General features: G+C 68.6%; 16 protein-coding genes. 11 read left to right on the top strand and 5 right to left on the bottom strand.

The genetic code is table 11. The features are described 5' to 3' along the window. Nucleotides 1-599, top strand: a 599-nt coding sequence (locus tag JMF90_RS04745; RefSeq protein ID WP_201324971.1) for a tetratricopeptide repeat protein, incomplete at its 5' end; no start/stop codon positions are given. A 148-nt stretch (nucleotides 600-747) separates the two neighbouring features. On the opposite strand, the gene JMF90_RS04740 is transcribed toward JMF90_RS04745, so the two are convergent. Beyond that, nucleotides 748-1,605, bottom strand: coding sequence for a ThiF family adenylyltransferase (locus JMF90_RS04740; protein ID WP_011546059.1), 858 nt, complete (start codon nucleotides 1,603-1,605; stop codon nucleotides 748-750). Between the two features lie 128 nt (nucleotides 1,606-1,733). On the opposite strand from JMF90_RS04740, the gene pdxH reads away from it, so the two are divergent. From pdxH to JMF90_RS04725, 3 genes are all read left to right on the top strand, one after another. Next, a complete protein-coding gene (pdxH, locus tag JMF90_RS04735; RefSeq protein ID WP_011546060.1) occupies nucleotides 1,734-2,378 on the top strand; it encodes a pyridoxamine 5'-phosphate oxidase in 645 nt (214 codons plus the stop codon). Between the two features lie 121 nt (nucleotides 2,379-2,499). Beyond that, complete coding sequence (locus JMF90_RS04730; protein WP_006477998.1) at nucleotides 2,500-3,720, top strand: cyclopropane-fatty-acyl-phospholipid synthase family protein; 1,221 nt, start codon at nucleotides 2,500-2,502, stop codon at nucleotides 3,718-3,720. 23 nt (nucleotides 3,721-3,743) lie between these two features. Next, the gene (locus JMF90_RS04725; RefSeq protein ID WP_011694384.1) at nucleotides 3,744-5,045 is read left to right on the top strand and encodes a DUF72 domain-containing protein; all 1,302 of its coding nucleotides are present in this window, start codon (nucleotides 3,744-3,746) and stop codon (nucleotides 5,043-5,045) included. A 25-nt stretch (nucleotides 5,046-5,070) separates the two neighbouring features. Here JMF90_RS04725 and msrA read toward each other — a convergent pair whose 3' ends face one another. Beyond that, on the bottom strand, nucleotides 5,071-5,631 hold the full coding sequence (msrA, locus tag JMF90_RS04720) for a peptide-methionine (S)-S-oxide reductase MsrA (RefSeq protein WP_011546062.1): 561 nt from the start codon (nucleotides 5,629-5,631) through the stop codon (nucleotides 5,071-5,073). A 347-nt stretch (nucleotides 5,632-5,978) separates the two neighbouring features. Between msrA and JMF90_RS04715 the strand changes: the two genes are divergently transcribed. From JMF90_RS04715 to JMF90_RS04700, 4 genes are all read left to right on the top strand, one after another. After that, the gene (locus JMF90_RS04715; RefSeq protein WP_041489608.1) at nucleotides 5,979-6,200 is read left to right on the top strand and encodes a hypothetical protein; all 222 of its coding nucleotides are present in this window, start codon (nucleotides 5,979-5,981) and stop codon (nucleotides 6,198-6,200) included. Continuing rightward, nucleotides 6,197-7,603, top strand: coding sequence for a selenium-binding protein SBP56-related protein (locus JMF90_RS04710; RefSeq protein WP_011546064.1), 1,407 nt, complete (start codon nucleotides 6,197-6,199; stop codon nucleotides 7,601-7,603). The genes JMF90_RS04715 and JMF90_RS04710 overlap by 4 nt, the downstream gene beginning before the upstream one ends. Further along, a complete protein-coding gene (locus JMF90_RS04705; protein ID WP_011546065.1) occupies nucleotides 7,600-8,265 on the top strand; it encodes a hypothetical protein in 666 nt (221 codons plus the stop codon). The genes JMF90_RS04710 and JMF90_RS04705 overlap by 4 nt, the downstream gene beginning before the upstream one ends. Nucleotides 8,266-8,545: 280 nt before the next feature. After that, on the top strand, nucleotides 8,546-9,055 hold the full coding sequence (locus JMF90_RS04700; RefSeq protein ID WP_006477993.1) for a flavin reductase family protein: 510 nt from the start codon (nucleotides 8,546-8,548) through the stop codon (nucleotides 9,053-9,055). Here JMF90_RS04700 and JMF90_RS04695 read toward each other — a convergent pair. Beyond that, entirely contained in the window at nucleotides 9,042-9,542 is a 501-nt protein-coding gene (locus JMF90_RS04695) for an Lrp/AsnC family transcriptional regulator (protein WP_006477992.1), read from the bottom strand. The genes JMF90_RS04700 and JMF90_RS04695 overlap by 14 nt on opposite strands. 129 nt (nucleotides 9,543-9,671) lie before the next feature. Between JMF90_RS04695 and kynB the strand changes: the two genes are divergently transcribed. The 3 genes from kynB (at nucleotide 9,672) to kynA (ending at nucleotide 12,631) form a co-directional block, all read left to right on the top strand. Continuing rightward, on the top strand, nucleotides 9,672-10,313 hold the full coding sequence (gene kynB, locus JMF90_RS04690) for an arylformamidase (RefSeq protein ID WP_011546066.1): 642 nt from the start codon (nucleotides 9,672-9,674) through the stop codon (nucleotides 10,311-10,313). Between the two features lie 27 nt (nucleotides 10,314-10,340). Further along, complete coding sequence (gene kynU / locus JMF90_RS04685; RefSeq protein WP_233629292.1) at nucleotides 10,341-11,594, top strand: kynureninase; 1,254 nt, start codon at nucleotides 10,341-10,343, stop codon at nucleotides 11,592-11,594. Nucleotides 11,595-11,695: 101 nt separating this feature from the next. After that, nucleotides 11,696-12,631 carry a tryptophan 2,3-dioxygenase gene (gene kynA / locus JMF90_RS04680; RefSeq protein WP_011546068.1) on the top strand — a complete coding sequence of 312 codons (936 nt, stop codon included), beginning with the start codon at nucleotides 11,696-11,698 and terminating at the stop codon, nucleotides 12,629-12,631. A gap of 29 nt (nucleotides 12,632-12,660) precedes the next feature. Here the strand turns inward: kynA and JMF90_RS04675 are convergent, their stop codons facing one another. Together JMF90_RS04675 and JMF90_RS04670 are read right to left on the bottom strand one after the other, a co-directional pair. Then, a complete protein-coding gene (locus tag JMF90_RS04675; RefSeq protein WP_011546069.1) occupies nucleotides 12,661-14,064 on the bottom strand; it encodes an MFS transporter in 1,404 nt (467 codons plus the stop codon). Nucleotides 14,065-14,324: 260 nt separating this feature from the next. After that, on the bottom strand, nucleotides 14,325-15,269 hold the full coding sequence (locus JMF90_RS04670) for a ketopantoate reductase family protein (protein WP_011546070.1): 945 nt from the start codon (nucleotides 15,267-15,269) through the stop codon (nucleotides 14,325-14,327). Nucleotides 15,270-15,339: the final 70 nt, after the last annotated feature.

The raw sequence follows: 15,339 nt of genomic DNA, 5'->3' as shown, positions 1-15,339 counted from the left end.
CGGTCGATCAGTTCGTCGGCGTGCTGCCCGAGGGCCAGTTGCGCGCGTTCCTCGACCGGCTGCTGCCGGCGGCCGAGGAAGCCGAGCGCCGCGCCGCGCAATATGCGATGGCCGAACAGCGCTTCGACGATGCGCTCGCCCACCTCGAAGCGGCGCTGGCGCTGAACCCCGGCTACGACGACGCGCGCCTCGACCTGATCGAGCTGCTGCTCGCGCGCAACGAGGTCGACGCCGCGCGCGCGGAAACCGAGCGCCTGTCGCCGCAAACCGTGCAGAACGGCGATCCGCGCTACCAGGCGATCAAGACCCGTTTCGACGCGCTGGACGCCACGGCCGACTTGCCGCCGACCGACGCGCTCGAAGCGCGCATCGCGGCGAATCCCGCCGATCTCGACGCGCGCTTCGACCTCGCGCAGAGCCTGATCGCGCGGCGCGCGTACGAAGGGGCACTGGAACAGTTGCTGGAAATCGTGACGCGCGATCGCGCATACGGCGACGATCTCGGCCGCCGCACGATGATCTCGGTGTTCGAACTGGCCGGCGATCGCCCCGACCTCGTCGCCGCGTGGCGACGCAAGCTGAGCATGGCGCTCAACTGAAGTACGACGAGCCGAGCCACGAAAGGCCGGGCCACGAAAGGCCGGGCCACGAGAGGCCGGGCCACGATGGCCCGGCTGACCTGCCGTATCGCTCGACGCGCGTTACCCGCGCCGCAGCATCACCCTTTCCTGCCCGCGCGTTGCACGCTCAGCCGGCCGCCTGTGCCGCGATCGCTCGCAGCGCATGCGCGGCCGCCGCGAAACCGAAGCTCGCGGTCACGCACACGCTCGAACCGAAACCCGCGCAGTTGAGCCCCGCGACGTGCGCGGCCGCGGATGGCTCCGCGCCGTCCTCGATGTCGCAGGCCGCCGCTTCAGGGTAAATCAGCGGCTCGTCCGAATACACGGCGCTGACCTTGAAACGCGCCTTCGGCCCGCGCGGAAAACCGTGCTGCTTGCGCAACTGCGCACGCACCTTCGACAGCAGCGGGTCCTGGATCGTCAGCGCGAGATCGTCGATGCGGATGCGCGTCGGATCGAGCTGCCCGCCCGCGCCGCCGACGACGATCAACGGCTGCCGTTTCGCGACGCACCACGCGATCAGCGCGACTTTCGTGCGCACGCTGTCGATCGCATCGATCACGTAGTCGAAACCGCCGCCGAGCAGTGCGTCGAAGTTGTCGGGCTCGACGAAATCCTCGATCCGGTTCACGCGGCACGCGGGGTCGATCAGCGCGATGCGCTCGGCCATCGCGTCGACCTTCGGCTTGCCGTAATTGCCGTCGAGCGCATGGATCTGCCGGTTCGTGTTGCTTTCCGCGACGTTGTCGAGATCGATCAGCGTCAGCGTGCCGACCGCGTTGCGCGCGAGCGCCTCGGCCACCCACGACCCGACGCCGCCGATCCCGATCACCGCGACGTGCGCCCGCTCGAATGCGGCCGCGGCCGGCGCGCCATACAGGCGCGCGACGCCGCCAAAACGCCGCGCGCGATCCACGTCAAGCTGGATTTCCGGGGTCGGGGTAAGATCGAAAGAACTGGGCGGGGCAGCGTCGGCGGAGGACATGGCAGCAAGGAAAACGTAAGTCGTGCAGCCCTCTATTCTGCCTGAACTCCCCGCTCCCACGCGCCACTGTGCACGCACGATTCTCGCGCGTTCGCTATACTGGCCCCAGATTGAAGCGTTTGCATAACATGACGACTCTCGCCGATCTCCGCATCAACTATTCACGTGCTTCGCTCGACGAAGCCGATGCCGCCCCCGACCCCTTCGCCCAGTTCGATCGCTGGTTCAAGGAGGCGCTCGCCGCCAAACTGCCCGAGCCGAACACGATGACGCTCGCGACCGTCGGCGCCGACGGCCGGCCGTCGGCCCGGATCGTGCTCATCAAGGGCGTCGACGAACGCGGGTTCGTCTTCTTCACCAATTACGAAAGCCGCAAGGGTCACGATCTCGCCGTGCATCCGCAAGCCGCGCTGCTGTTCTACTGGATCGAGCTCGAGCGCCAGGTGCGCATCGAAGGCCGGATCGAGAAAACCAGCGCGGAAGAAAGCGACCGCTATTTCGCGTCGCGCCCGCTCGGCTCGCGCATCGGCGCATGGGCGTCGGAGCAGAGCGCCGTGATCGACAGCCGCGCGACGCTCGAGGCGCGCGAGAAGGCCGTCAGCGAGCGCTACGGCGACAACCCGCCGCGCCCGCCGCACTGGGGCGGCTACCGCCTCGTGCCCGACTCGATCGAGTTCTGGCAGGGGCGCCCGTCGCGGCTGCACGACCGCCTGCTCTATACGCGCGACGCCGCGGCGGCGTCGGGCTGGACGATCTCGCGCCTGTCGCCGTAAGCGCGGCGCCGGTGCGCGCCGGTCGTGTCTCGTGTTGCATCCGGGTGCCCGCGCCGCAAGCGGCGGGCGCCGGTCAGGATACTTGGCTGTATTCGATTCAACGAACAAACGGAGAATCCAAATGTTCTGGGAAAAGAAGCTGGCACAGTGGGCGGATGAAGTACGGGCGAAAGCGAACATACCGGCGCGACTGGTGCTGTGGAACGGCGATCAACTCGATTTCGGCACCTTCAGCGCGCCGCAGGTCACGCTGAAGGTAAACAGCGCGTCGGCGTTGCCGCTGCTGCTCGAACCGAGCCTCGACAATCTCGGCGAGGCGTACGTGAAGGGCAAGATCGACATCGAAGGCAAGCTGTCGGACATCATCAACATCGGCTACTCGCTCGCGCGCAGCACCGTGACGAGCGCCAGCAAGCTCGCACGCGTGAAGCGCTACTTCAATCACACGAAGAGCACCGACAAGAAGGCGATCCAGTACCACTACGACGTCTCGAACGAGTTCTACCAGCTGTGGCTCGACGAGAACATGGTGTACTCGTGCGCGTACTTCGAGAACGGCGACGAGGATCTCGCCACCGCGCAGATCAAGAAGATCGACCACATCCTGACGAAGATCCAGCTGCAGCCCGGCCAGCGCCTGCTCGACATCGGCTGCGGCTGGGGCGCGCTCGTGCTGCGCGCCGCGCAGAAGTTCGGCGCGACGTGTCTCGGCGTGACGCTGTCGCAGAACCAGTTCGACCTCGCGACCGCGCGCGTGAAGGCCGCGGGGCTCGAAGACAAGATCGAGATTCGTCTGCAGGATTACCGCGAGATCGAAGGCCAGTTCGACCGCATCACGAGCGTCGGGATGTTCGAGCACGTCGGCCGCAAGAACCTGCCGCTCTATTTCTCGCGCGTGCATGACCTGCTCACCGACGACGGCATCGCGATGAACCACGGGATCACGTCGACCGACGCGGAAAGCGGCGAAACGGCGCTCGGCGGCGGCGAATTCATCGATCGCTACGTGTTCCCGGACGGCGAGCTGCCGCACATCAGCCTCGCGCTCGAAGCGGCGCAGCGCGGCGGACTCGAGGCGGTTGACGTCGAAAGCCTGCGCCGGCACTATGCGCGCACGCTCGATATCTGGACGGAAAATTTCGAAGCGAAAGCCGAGGAAGCGAGAAAGCTCGTCGACGACGAAAAATTCCGTATCTGGCGCGTGTATCTCGCCGGCTGCGCGTATGCGTTCGAGCACGACGACGTGTCGATCTTCCAGATCGTGTGCCGCAAGGCCGGACGCAGCGCGAAAACGCTGCCGTGGTCGCGGCGCTACATGTACGAACACGCGCTGCCGCGCTAGGCGGCGCATCACGCTGGGCATGCATGGGTGACGGCAGGACGCGGCGCAAGGCGCCGCCGCAACGACAGCAGCGCGACGACACCGACGAGTCGCACGCCGACGGGCAATTCGACCTGTTCGGCATGCCGACGGATGCCGCACGCGCATCGCCAGCGGACGACGAGCAACCCGCCAGCCCCGATGAGCACGTGACGCCGGACACGCCGGAAGACGCACGACCGGCACCACCGCCCGCCCGTACGACCTCCCGACCCGCCGACGACGACGAACCTGTCCCGTCGTCCGGCCTGCTGTGGGACGAACCGTCCCCGCCGGTCGCCGCGCCGAAGAAAGGCCGCCGCAAACGCGGCGTGCTTCCCGCGCCGATCTCGGCGGACGTCGCCGCCGCTGCGGCCGGCCTGCCGCCGAACGTACGGCTCGGCACGTCGTCGTGGTACTTCCCCGGCTGGAACGGCATCGTCTACGACGGCGATTTCGCGCAGACGAAGCTGTCGCGCGAAGGGCTCGAAGCGTACGGCGCGCATCCGCTGCTGAGGAGCGTGAGCCTCGACCGGTCGTTCTACGGCCCGCTGTCGGTGGCCGACTACCTGCGCTATGCGCAACAGGTGCCCGACGATTTCCGCTTCGTCGTGAAGGCGCCGGCCGCGGTGACCGACGCGGTGATCCGCGGCCGGCGCGGCGAGCCGTCCGGGCCGAACCCGACTTTCCTCGATGCCCAGCTCGCGACCCGCGAATTCGTCCAGCCGTGCCTCGACGGGCTCGGCCGCAAAGCCGGCGTGCTGGTGTTCCAGTTCTCGCCGCTGCCCGACCAACTGCTCGCTGAACCGGCCGCGCTGATCGACCGGCTCACCGCGTTCTTCGCGGCGCTGCCGTCGCTGCCGCCGGATGCCGACGGCACGCGCTACGCGATCGAGATCCGCGACGCGAGCCTGCTCACGCCGCGCTTCATCCGCGCGCTGGCCGCGCTCGGTGTGCGCTACTGCGTCGGCCTGCACGCGCGGATGCCCGACCCGCTGCGCCAGGCCGCCGCGCTCGCGCTGCTCGACGGCGACGCGCCGGGCCCGCTGATCGTACGCTGGAGCCTGCACGGCGGTTTCAAGTACGAGCAGGCGAAGGCGAAATACGAGCCGTTCGACAAGCTCGTCGACGAAGACCCAGCCACCCGCTCGGCGCTCGCCGAACTGGCCGCGCGCTACGCGCTGGCCGGGCAGCCGGTGATCATCACGATCAACAACAAGGCGGAAGGCTCCGCGCCGCTGTCGTGCATCGCGCTCGCACGCGAAATCGCCGCCGCGTGCGCACAGTGGCGCAACGAGGCGGCGTGACCGCGGTTTCCGCCGCCGCCGACGCTTACGCGCCGCGCAGCGACTTCAGCCGGTGCGAGAACTTCTGCCGGAATTTCGCGAGCTTCGGCCCGATCACGACCGAGCAATAGCCCTGCCCCGGGTTGCGCGCGTAATAGTTCTGATGATAGTCCTCGGCCGGCCAGTAGTTGCCGTCGAGCGGCACGACCTGCGTGACGATCGGCTGGCCGAACACCTGTTCGCGTTCGAGCTCGGCAATCAGGTCGAGCGCCGTGTCGCGCTGCGCATCCGAATGCGTGAACACGACCGACCGGTACTGCGTGCCGACGTCGTTGCCCTGCCGGTTCAGCGTGGTCGGATCGTGCGTCGCGAAGAAGATCTCGAGGATCTCGCGATAGCCGATGCGCGCCGGATCGAACGTCACGTTGACGACTTCCGCGTGGCCGGTGTCGCCTTCGCAGATGTCGCGATAGCCAGGGTTGCGCGTATGGCCGCCCGCATAACCCGACTGGACGGCCGTCACGCCATCGACGTCGAGAAACACGGCCTCCGTGCACCAGAAACACCCGCCTCCGAGCGTCGCGGTTTCAAGCATCTCGTTCCCCATGAAATCAGTCCCTCGTGGATGACGGCAGCCGGCACGCCAGTGCCGGCGCCATCGTTTCGCATCGCCGCTGCCCGCCCCGCGAGGCGGGAGGCAGCGGCACTTCGTCAAGTATCTCACTCGTGCGCACAACTGGCAGATCGGACAGGGCGCCGCACGCGCCCCGCCGCGTGTTTCTCGTCTACACTTAGGCACGCGCAAGCGGCGGCCAACCCGTCGCACCCGCGCAGCGTCCGATGCATGCCCGACCCCGATGCCCACATCATCTGCCGGAACATCGATATGCACGCCTTAACAGACATCGCCCGCGTCGCGGGCCCCGTCGCCGCTACATCCATCGCGCCATCGCGATGGCGCGCGCCCGGTTCACCGAGTGCGCGGCGCGCCAACCTCTCGCCTTTTCCCGCTTTCACGACCTGATGCACGGCATCGCGCGCGTCGCCGACGCGGGCGTCCGCCTGGCCGATCGCCGCGCCGGCATGATGCGCGCCGCGCGGCCACCGCAGTCCGCACGCCCGCAACGAACGGCCGTGCGTCCACGATTCGACACCATTCAGAGGACATCACCATGAGCATGCGGCCCGACCCGACGTTTCACGCTTCGCCCGAGCTTGCGATGCAGGCGCCGGCGGAGGAATTTGCCTATACGTTGTTGCTGAGCCCCGATTTTTCCAGACCCGACGCGCTCGCCGTGATCGACGTGAAGCCCGGCTCGTCGACGTACGGCAAGATCGTGCATACGGTGACGATGCCGAACACCGGCGACGAATTTCATCACTTCGGCTGGAATGCGTGCTCGTCGTCGCTGTCGCCGCTGACCGGCCATGCGTTCCTCGAGCGCCGCTTCCTGATCATCCCAGGCCTGCGCTCGTCGCGCATCTACGTGATCGACACGAAGCCGCACCCGACGCAGGCGCGCATCCACAAGATCATCGAGCCCGACGAGATCTTCGCGAAGACAGGCTATTCGCGGCCGCACACCGTGCATTGCGGGCCCGAGGGCATCTACGTGAGCACGCTGGGCGGCGCGGGCAAGGACGGCACCGACGGCGCGCCCGGCATCTTCATCATGGATTGCGAGACCTTCGACGTGCTCGGCCGCTGGGAGATCGACCGCGGCCCGCAGGACAAGCATTACGACTTCTGGTGGAACCTGCCGCGCGACTACATGGTGTCGAGCGAATGGGCGTTGCCGCCGCAATTCGAGAACGGGATCGTCCCCGAGGATCTGCTCGCGAACAAGTACGGGCACCGGCTGCATTTCTGGGACCTGCGCGCGCGGCGCAACGTGCAGACGATCGATCTCGGCGCGCAGCACCAGATGGCGCTCGAGGTGCGGCCCGCGCACGACCCGGTGCGCGAATACGGGTTCGTCGGCGTCGTGGTCGATACGACCAATCTCGAGGGCTCGATCTGGACCTGGTGGCGCGAAGGCGGCAAGTTCCATGTGAAGAAAACCGCGACGATCCCGGCCGAGCCGGCCACGGCCGACGAGCTGCCGCCGCTGCTGCAAGGATTCGGCGCGGTGCCGCCGCTCGTGACCGACATCGACCTGTCGCTCGACGACCGCTTCCTGTACGTGTCGTGCTGGGGCACCGGCGAGATGCGCCAGTACGACGTGTCGGACCCGCACAACCCGGTGCTCGCGGGGTCGGTGCGCATCGGCGGCATCGCGCGCCGTGCGCCGCACCCGAACGGCCGCACGTTCGCGGGCGGCCCGCAGATGGTCGAGATCAGCCGCGACGGCCGGCGCGTGTACTGGACCAACTCGCTCTATTCGACGTGGGACGACCAGTTCTATCCGGACGGGGTGCCGGCCGCGCAGGTGCTCGCGCACGCGGGGCCGGACGGCGGGCTGACGCTCGCCGACGACTACTGGGTCGAATTCCCCGACGGCTATCGCGCGCACCAGATCCGGCTCGAAGGCGGCGACTGCTCGACCGACTCGTTCTGCTATCCGTCGGTCAAGCGTTGAGCACCAGCCTTCACGCGCCGTTCGCGCTGTGGGCGGCCGTGCTCGCGAGCGGCGTCTATCACGGGCTCAACCCGGCGATGGGCTGGCCGCTCGCGGTATCGAACGCGCTAATGACGCGCCGCGGCAGCGCGCTCGTCGCGGCGCTCGGCTATCTCGCGCTCGGTCATGCGCTGGCCGTCTTCGCGGTGATGCTGCCGTTCGGGCTGCTTGCCGCGCTGCTCGCGTGGCAGACGGCGATCCGGATCGGCGCGAGCGCGCTCGTGATCGGCTTCGGCGCGGTGCTGCTGATCCGGCGCCGGCATCCGCGGGCGCTTGCACGGATCGCGCCGGCGCGGCTCGGCCTGTGGTCGTTCGCGGTCGCGCTCGCGCACGGCGCGGGGCTGATGCTCGTGCCGATCTACCTCGGCCTGTGCGGGCTCGACCGGGATGCCGGCCACCGCGCGGCGGCGCTGCTCGTCGATGCGCATCTCGGCATGGCGCTTGTCGTCGCGGCCGTGCATGCAGCCGCGATGATCGCCGCCGGCGGCGGGCTCGCGTGGCTCGTGTACCGCTATCTCGGGCTGAAGTTCGTGGCGCGGAGCTGGTTCAATCTCGATGCGGTGTGGGCGTCGAGCCTGATCGTGACGGGAGCGCTGTCGCTCGGGCTGGCGGCGGCGCGATAGTGCGGGCAGCGAGGACCCGTTCGCGCAACGCGGCACCGAATGGAATGGCCGCACCGTTAAAAAACGTGACGGAACGGCGCTGCCGGCTGCGCGCCGCAGTGTTCGCTACGTCACCCTGCCGTCGCGATGCGCCGCCCGACCGGGTCCGGCGGCCCCGATTCCGCTAAAATCGGGCCATGCGCACCCCTTCCCAATCGACCGCGTTGTCATTTTTCGTCCGCCGCGCCCGTCACGCCCGTGTCGTGTCGCGCCCGCCCGTCCCGTTCCGGATGGCTGCCCGATGAGCCACGCCAATCCGCCGGATTTCGACGCGGCCGCCTTCCGGCAGGCACTCGGCCAGTTCGCGACGGGCGTGACGGTGATCACGACGCGCGCGCCGTCCGGCCAGCTGATCGGCATCACCGCCAGCTCGTTCAATTCGGTGTCGCTCGATCCGCCGCTCGTGCTGTGGAGCCTCGCGCACAAATCGGCGTCGACGCCGGTGTTCCGCGGCAACAGCCATTACGTGGTGAACGTGCTCGCGGCGTCGCAACTCGACCTGTGCAAGCGCTTCTCGACCTACAAGGGCGATCGTTTCGAAGGGATCGCGCACGCGGCCGGCAACTCGGGAATGCCGGTGCTCGACGGCGCGCTCGCGTGGTTCGAATGCCACAACCGCAGCCGCTACGACGAAGGCGACCACGTGATCTTCGTCGGCGAAGTGGAACGCTGCGGCGTGCGCGCGGTATCGGAAACGGCCCCGCCGCTCGTGTTCCACGGCGGCGGCTTCCACGGCCTCACACCGCTTTGATCGCCCCCGTGCGCGCCAGTCCGACCGGCGCGCCGGCTTCGTCCTTCAGCGTCTGCAGCACGATGTTCGACCGGATGTCCATCACGCCCGGCGCCTTGTAGAGGCGGTTCAGCACGAAATCCGAATAGTGCTTGAGGTTGTGCGCGAGCACGCGCAGCAGATAGTGGCTCTCGCCCGTCACGACGAACGCGCCGACCACCTCCGGCCATTCGCGCAGCGCTTCCGCGAAGCGCTCGTGCCATTGATTCTCTTCGTTGCGCATCGACACCTGCACGAACGCCTCGAGCTCGAAGCCGAGCTTCTCGCGGCTCAGGCACGCGCGATAGTGCTCGATCACGCCCTGCTCCTCGAGCAGGCGCATGCGACGCAGGCAGGCGGATGGCGAAAGCGAGATGCGTTCGGCCAGGTCGAGATTGCTGATTCTGCCCTCCTCCTGCAGTACCGCCAGAATCCGGCAGTCGGTGGCATCGAGCGTGATCGCGTGCATTTTTGGTCCCCGTTTTCCCTCTGAGTCGAATTATCTGCCAATCCGGCGGATTGTCCATGTTTATTTCGCAAGCACTTTCTGCGAGCGTCCACCTATCATTCGAAGGATCGACTCACGCTTCGTCATGCCATGGACACACTCTGGGACATCTCGCCGCCGGTCAGCCCCGCCACCCCCGTGTGGCCGGGCGATACGCCAGTTGCCGTCGAACGCGTATGGCGGATGGAGGCCGGTTCGCCGGTCAACGTCGCGCGCCTGACGCTGTCGCCGCACACGGGCGCGCACTGCGACGCGCCGCTGCACTACGATGCCGACGGCGCGCCGATCGGCGCGGTGCCGCTCGATACCTATCTCGGCCCGTGCCGCGTGATTCATTGCATCGGCGCGTCGCCGGTCGTGCGGCCGGCCGATGTGGAAGCCGCGCTCGACGGCGTACCGCCGCGCGTGCTGCTGCGCACGTATGCGCGCGCCGCGGTCGAACAATGGGACAGCAATTTCTGCGCGGTCGCACCCGATACCGTCGACCTGCTCGCCGCGCACGGTGTGAAGCTGATCGGCATCGATACGCCGTCGCTCGACCCGCAGGAATCGAAGACGATGGACGCGCATCACCGCGTGCGCGCGCACCGGATGGCGATCCTCGAAGGCATCGTGCTCGACGACGTGCCGCCCGGCGACTACGAATTGATCGCGCTGCCGCTCAAATTCGCGACACTCGACGCGAGCCCCGTGCGCGCGGTGCTGCGCGCGCTGCCCGCGCACGCTTCCTGATTACCCGACCTACGACCCCACATCATGATGATCAAGACCCGTGAAGATGCGCTCGCGCTCGACCGCGACGACCCGCTGGCCCCGCTGCGCGACCAGTTCGCGCTGCCCGACGGCGTGATCTACCTCGACGGCAACTCGCTCGGCGCGCAGCCGCGCGCATCGGCCGCCCGCGCGCAGCAGGTGATCGGCGCCGAGTGGGGCGAAGGCCTGATCCGCAGCTGGAACACCGCCGGCTGGTTCGCGCTGCCGCGCCGCCTCGGCGACAAGCTTGCGACGCTGATCGGCGGCGCGCCCGGCGAAACGGTCGTGACCGACACCATCTCGATCAACCTGTTCAAGCTGCTGTCGGCGATGCTGCGCCACCAGGCGGAGCGCGCGCCCGAGCGCCGGGTGATCGTGTCGGAGCGCTCGAATTTCCCGACCGACCTGTATATCGCGCAGGGGCTGATCGAGCAGCTCGGCGGCGGCTACGAGCTGCGCCTGATCGACGATCCGGCCGACCTGCCCGGCGCGCTCGGCGCGGACACGGCCGTCGCGATGATCACGCACGTGAACTACCGCACCGGCTACATGCACGACATGCCGGCCGTCACGCAGCTGGTGCACGACGCCGGCGCGCTGATGCTGTGGGATCTCGCGCACTCGGCCGGCGCGGTGCCGGTCGACCTGAACGGCGCGCGCGCGGACGGCGCGGTCGGCTGCACGTACAAGTACCTGAACGGCGGCCCCGGCTCGCCCGCGTTCGTGTGGGTGCCGCAACGCCATCTCGCGCATTTCTCGCAGCCGCTGTCCGGCTGGTGGGGCCACCGCGCGCCGTTCGCGATGCAGCCGGGCTTCGCGCCCGATCCGGGCATCGCGCGCTTCCTGTGCGGCACGCAGCCGATCGTGTCGATGTCGATGGTCGAATGCGGGCTCGACGTGTTCCTGCAGACCGACATGGACGCGATCCGCCGCAAGTCGCTCGCGCTGACCGACGCGTTCATCGCGCTCGTCGAAGCGCGCTGCGCGGGCCTGTCGCTGAAGCTCGTCACGCCGCGCGCGCATCACCAGCGCGGCTCGCAGGCGAGCTTCGAGCATCCGCACGGCTACGAAGTGATGCAGGCGCTGATCGCGCGCGGCGTGATTGGCGACTACCGCGAGCCGTACGTGCTGCGCTTCGGCTTCACGCCGCTCTATACGCGCTTCGCCGACGTGTGGGATGCGGTCGAGACGCTGCGCGACATCCTCGCCACCGACGCGTGGAAGGCACCCGAGTTCGCCGAACGCGGCGCGGTGACCTGACCGGTTTTGCGCGGCGCGCCGCCGTTGCATGCCGCAGCTGCATGCGAAGCGCGCCACGCGTTCGTCATTCAAATCTGGAGATAGTCGTGAATTCTGGTCATATGCAGCCCCCCGGCGGCGACGCGCCGGCAGGCTGCCCGTTCTCGGGCGCACGCGCCGCACAACCGGCGCAAGCCCCGCACGAAGCCCCGCACGTGCCGGGCGAGGCCGACGCTCAAGCCGGCTGGCACAACGCGCAGCTCGATTTCTCGAAGTCGATGAGCTACGGCGACTACCTGTCGCTGAATTCGATCCTCGACGCGCAGCATCCGCTGTCGCCCGATCACAACGAGATGCTGTTCATCATCCAGCATCAGACGAGCGAGCTGTGGATGAAGCTTGCGCTGTTCGAATTGCGCGGCGCGCTCGATGCGGTGCGCACCGACGCGCTGCCGCCGGCGTTCAAGATGCTCGCACGCGTGTCGCGCATCCTCGAGCAACTGGTGCAGGCGTGGAACGTGCTGTCGACGATGACGCCGTCCGAGTATTCGGCGATGCGCCCGTACCTCGGCCAGTCGTCCGGCTTCCAGTCGTACCAGTATCGTCAGCTCGAATTCCTGCTCGGCAACAAGAACGCGCAGATGCTGCAGCCGCATGCGCACCGGCCCGACATCCTCGAACAGGTGCGCGCGACGCTCGAGGCGCCGTCGTTCTACGATGAAGTCGTGCGACTGCTCGCGCGGCGCGGCTTCCCGATCGCGGCAGAGCGGCTGGAGCGCGACTGGACCCAGCCGACGCGGCACGACGAGACGGTCGAGGCCGCGTGGCTCGAGGTCTATCGTCATCCGCAGCAGCACTGGGAGCTGTACGAGATGGCCGAGGAACTCGTCGATCTCGAGGATGCGTTCCGCCAGTGGCGCTTCCGTCACGTGACGACGGTCGAGCGCATCATCGGCTTCAAGCAGGGCACCGGCGGCACGAGCGGCGCGCCGTACCTGCGCAAGATGCTCGACGTCGTGCTATTCCCCGAGCTCTGGCACGTGCGCACCACGCTGTAACGCACGCCACGCGCCCGCCGTCACGACGATCACGACGACGTGCGGGCGAGCGCCTCCCCTTCGCGCGGCTGCGCCGCCGCGCGCGACAGCCGCGGAATGTGCCGCCGCATCGCGAGCAGCGCGATGCACACCACCCCCATCGCGACGGCCAGCATCGTCAGGTACGCACCCGCGCCGCCCGCCGTGATCACGATCGCGCCCGCGAACGCGCTGAGGATCGCGCCGAGCCGACCGAACGCGAGCGCACTCGCGGTGCCCGTCGCGCGCACGGCCGTCGGATAGATGTACGCGCACAGCGCATACATCGTCGACTGCACCGCGTTGACGAACAACCCGTGCAGACCGAGCCCGACGATCAGCCAGCCGGTATGGCGGCTGGCATCGACGCCCATCAGCCATACCGCGCTCGCCGCGCCGCCGATGCTGCACAGCGCGAGCGGCCAGCGTGACCCCGCATGCGCGATCGCCCATGCGCACAGCAGCGCACCGATCACGCCGCCGAGGTTGTACGCGGTGAGGCCCGAGCCCGCGACCGACACGCTCAACCCGCTCGCCGCGAGCATCGTCGGCAACCAGCTGAACGCCGCGTACACGGCGAGCAGGCACATGAAGAACGCGCACCACAGCGCGATCGTGTCGCGCGCCTGGCCGCTCGCGAACAGCGCGCCGAAGCCGCCGCGGCTGCCCGGCGCACGGGCGTCCTTCGTATCGGTGAACACGGTGCCCGGTGCGACCGGCCGCTGCATCCGCGCGAGCAGCGCGCCGAGTTCCGGCCAGCGTGCGGGGCGCCGCGCGAGATAGCGCGGCGATTCGGGCAACGCGCGCACCAGCACGAAGCCGAGCACGAGCGGCAACGCGCCGCCCGCGAAGAACAGCCCGCGCCAGCCGTAGCGCGGCAGCACCTCGTGCGCGAACAGGCCGGCCAGCATCCCGCCGAGCGGCACGCAGACGATCGTCGCGGTCACCATCATCGTGCGGCGCCGCGCGGGCGTGTATTCGGCGGTCATCGTCGTGGCCGTCGGCAGCGCGCCGCCGATCCCGAGCCCCGCGCAAAAACGCAGCATCGCGATCGTCGCGACGTCGGGCGCGAACCCGATCGCGCAGGTCGCGATGCCGAACAGGAACACGCTGCCGATCACGGCCTGGCGGCGGCCGTAGCGGTCCGCAACGATCCCCGCGCAGGCGCTGCCGATACCCATCCCGACCAGTCCCGCCGCGACGGCCGGCGCGAACGCACCGCGCGTGATGCCCCACTCGCGGATCAGCACCGGAATCGCGAAACCGATCAACTGGCCGTCAAAGCCGTCGAGCACGATCGCGAGCGCGGCGAGCAGCACCACGCAGCGCTGCATCAGCGTGAACGGGCCGTCGTCGAGCGTCGTGCCGATGTCGATCGACGACGGCCGTTCATTCAGTGCGTCGGGCGTGCTCATGCGGCCTCCGATGCACCGCGCGGCGGCGGCAAGATGCGCGAACGGTGCGCGACAAGACAACGGCATTCAATGGTTTTCATGGCGTCTCCGGTTGTCCGGGCTGGCGCGCGCACGCGTGCCCGAATCTCATGCTGTGCAGTCGAGCGGCGCCCATCGATCGGCGCCGGTGTCTCGTCCCACCCTTCACGATCCGGCGCCATCGCCCCGCGGGCGCGGCATCCGTATCGTCATGCGGCGCCAGCCGGCCGCTGGCCTGTTGCTCAATTCGTCCGTGCGTCGATCAAGCGGACCAGCGCGAGCAGCGTCTCCGCATGCGGCACCGCGACGCCCGCTTCACGCGCGGCCGCGACGACCTTGCCGCTGATCGCATCGATTTCGGTGCGACGGCCCGCGAGCACGTCCTGCAGCATCGACGGGCGATGGCCGCGATGGTCGCGGATCGCATGCTCGACGTTGCGCGCGATGCGCTCGCCGTCGACCGCGATGCCCTTCGCGCGCGCGACGGCGGCCGTCTCGGCCGCGATCGCGAGCGCGAGCCGCGGCCCGTCGTGATGATGGCCGAGCTGGTCGACGGTGCAGCCCGTCGTCGCGCACAGCGTGTTGAGCGCCGCGTTGAACGCGACCTTCTCCCAGATCGCGGCCCATACGTCGGCGTCGAGCGTGCACGCGAGCCCCGCGCGCGACAGCGTGTCGGCTACGGCTGTCGCAAAGGGACGTACCGCGCCGTCGGCCGTCATCATCCGGATCGTGCCGGCGCCGTGCGAGCGCACGTGCGCAGGGCCGGCCGCATCGGCCGGCCACGTCGTCACGCCGACCAGGATGCGCTCGAGCGGCACGAACGCGTTCAGCGTCTCGACGTTGCCGAGCCCGTTCTGCAGCGTCAGCACGAACGTGTCCGAGCTCAGCAGCGCCCGCACGCCGTCGAGCGCCGCCCGCGTATGCAGCGATTTCGTGAAAACGATCAGCAGGTCGAACGGTGTGTCGAGTGCTGCGGCCGCGTGCGCATTCGCGGCTTCCGGCCGCACGGCCTGCAGCGTGCGAACGCGCCGGTCGCCGCGGTCGTCGTCGATGCGCAGCCCGTCGCGGCCGATCGCATCGAGATGCGCATCGTTCACGTCGATCAGCGTGACGGCTTCGCCGCTTTCGGCGAGCCGCCCGCCAAACAGCGAGCCCATCGCGCCCGCGCCCAGAATTGCAATTCTCATCGTCGGCGCCTCGTCAGAACGGATAGTGGCGCGTCGTATAACTTCGTATAATGTATGCTATACGAAGTTA

The organism is Burkholderia sp. E168m23 (assembly GCF_016586125.1).
GTDB classification, from domain to species: Bacteria; Pseudomonadota; Gammaproteobacteria; order Burkholderiales; family Burkholderiaceae; genus Burkholderia; species Burkholderia orbicola.
This window is presented reverse-complemented; position numbering and strand designations above follow the sequence as displayed.

Bases quoted from the DNA above. Each gene is read 5' to 3' on its own strand.
- JMF90_RS04740 (WP_011546059.1), bottom strand. From the start codon at position 1,605: ATGTCCTCCGCCGACGCTGCCCCGCCCAGTTCTTTCGATCTTACCCCG.
- pdxH (WP_011546060.1), top strand. From the start codon at position 1,734: ATGACGACTCTCGCCGATCTCCGCATCAACTATTCACGTGCTTCGCTC.
- JMF90_RS04730 (WP_006477998.1), top strand. From the start codon at position 2,500: ATGTTCTGGGAAAAGAAGCTGGCACAGTGGGCGGATGAAGTACGGGCG.
- JMF90_RS04725 (WP_011694384.1), top strand. From the start codon at position 3,744: ATGGGTGACGGCAGGACGCGGCGCAAGGCGCCGCCGCAACGACAGCAG.
- msrA (WP_011546062.1), bottom strand. From the start codon at position 5,631: ATGGGGAACGAGATGCTTGAAACCGCGACGCTCGGAGGCGGGTGTTTC.
- JMF90_RS04715 (WP_041489608.1), top strand. From the start codon at position 5,979: ATGGCGCGCGCCCGGTTCACCGAGTGCGCGGCGCGCCAACCTCTCGCC.
- JMF90_RS04710 (WP_011546064.1), top strand. From the start codon at position 6,197: ATGAGCATGCGGCCCGACCCGACGTTTCACGCTTCGCCCGAGCTTGCG.
- JMF90_RS04700 (WP_006477993.1), top strand. From the start codon at position 8,546: ATGAGCCACGCCAATCCGCCGGATTTCGACGCGGCCGCCTTCCGGCAG.
- JMF90_RS04695 (WP_006477992.1), bottom strand. From the start codon at position 9,542: ATGCACGCGATCACGCTCGATGCCACCGACTGCCGGATTCTGGCGGTA.
- kynB (WP_011546066.1), top strand. From the start codon at position 9,672: ATGGACACACTCTGGGACATCTCGCCGCCGGTCAGCCCCGCCACCCCC.
- kynU (WP_233629292.1), top strand. From the start codon at position 10,341: ATGATCAAGACCCGTGAAGATGCGCTCGCGCTCGACCGCGACGACCCG.
- kynA (WP_011546068.1), top strand. From the start codon at position 11,696: ATGCAGCCCCCCGGCGGCGACGCGCCGGCAGGCTGCCCGTTCTCGGGC.
- JMF90_RS04675 (WP_011546069.1), bottom strand. From the start codon at position 14,064: ATGAGCACGCCCGACGCACTGAATGAACGGCCGTCGTCGATCGACATC.
- JMF90_RS04670 (WP_011546070.1), bottom strand. From the start codon at position 15,269: ATGAGAATTGCAATTCTGGGCGCGGGCGCGATGGGCTCGCTGTTTGGC.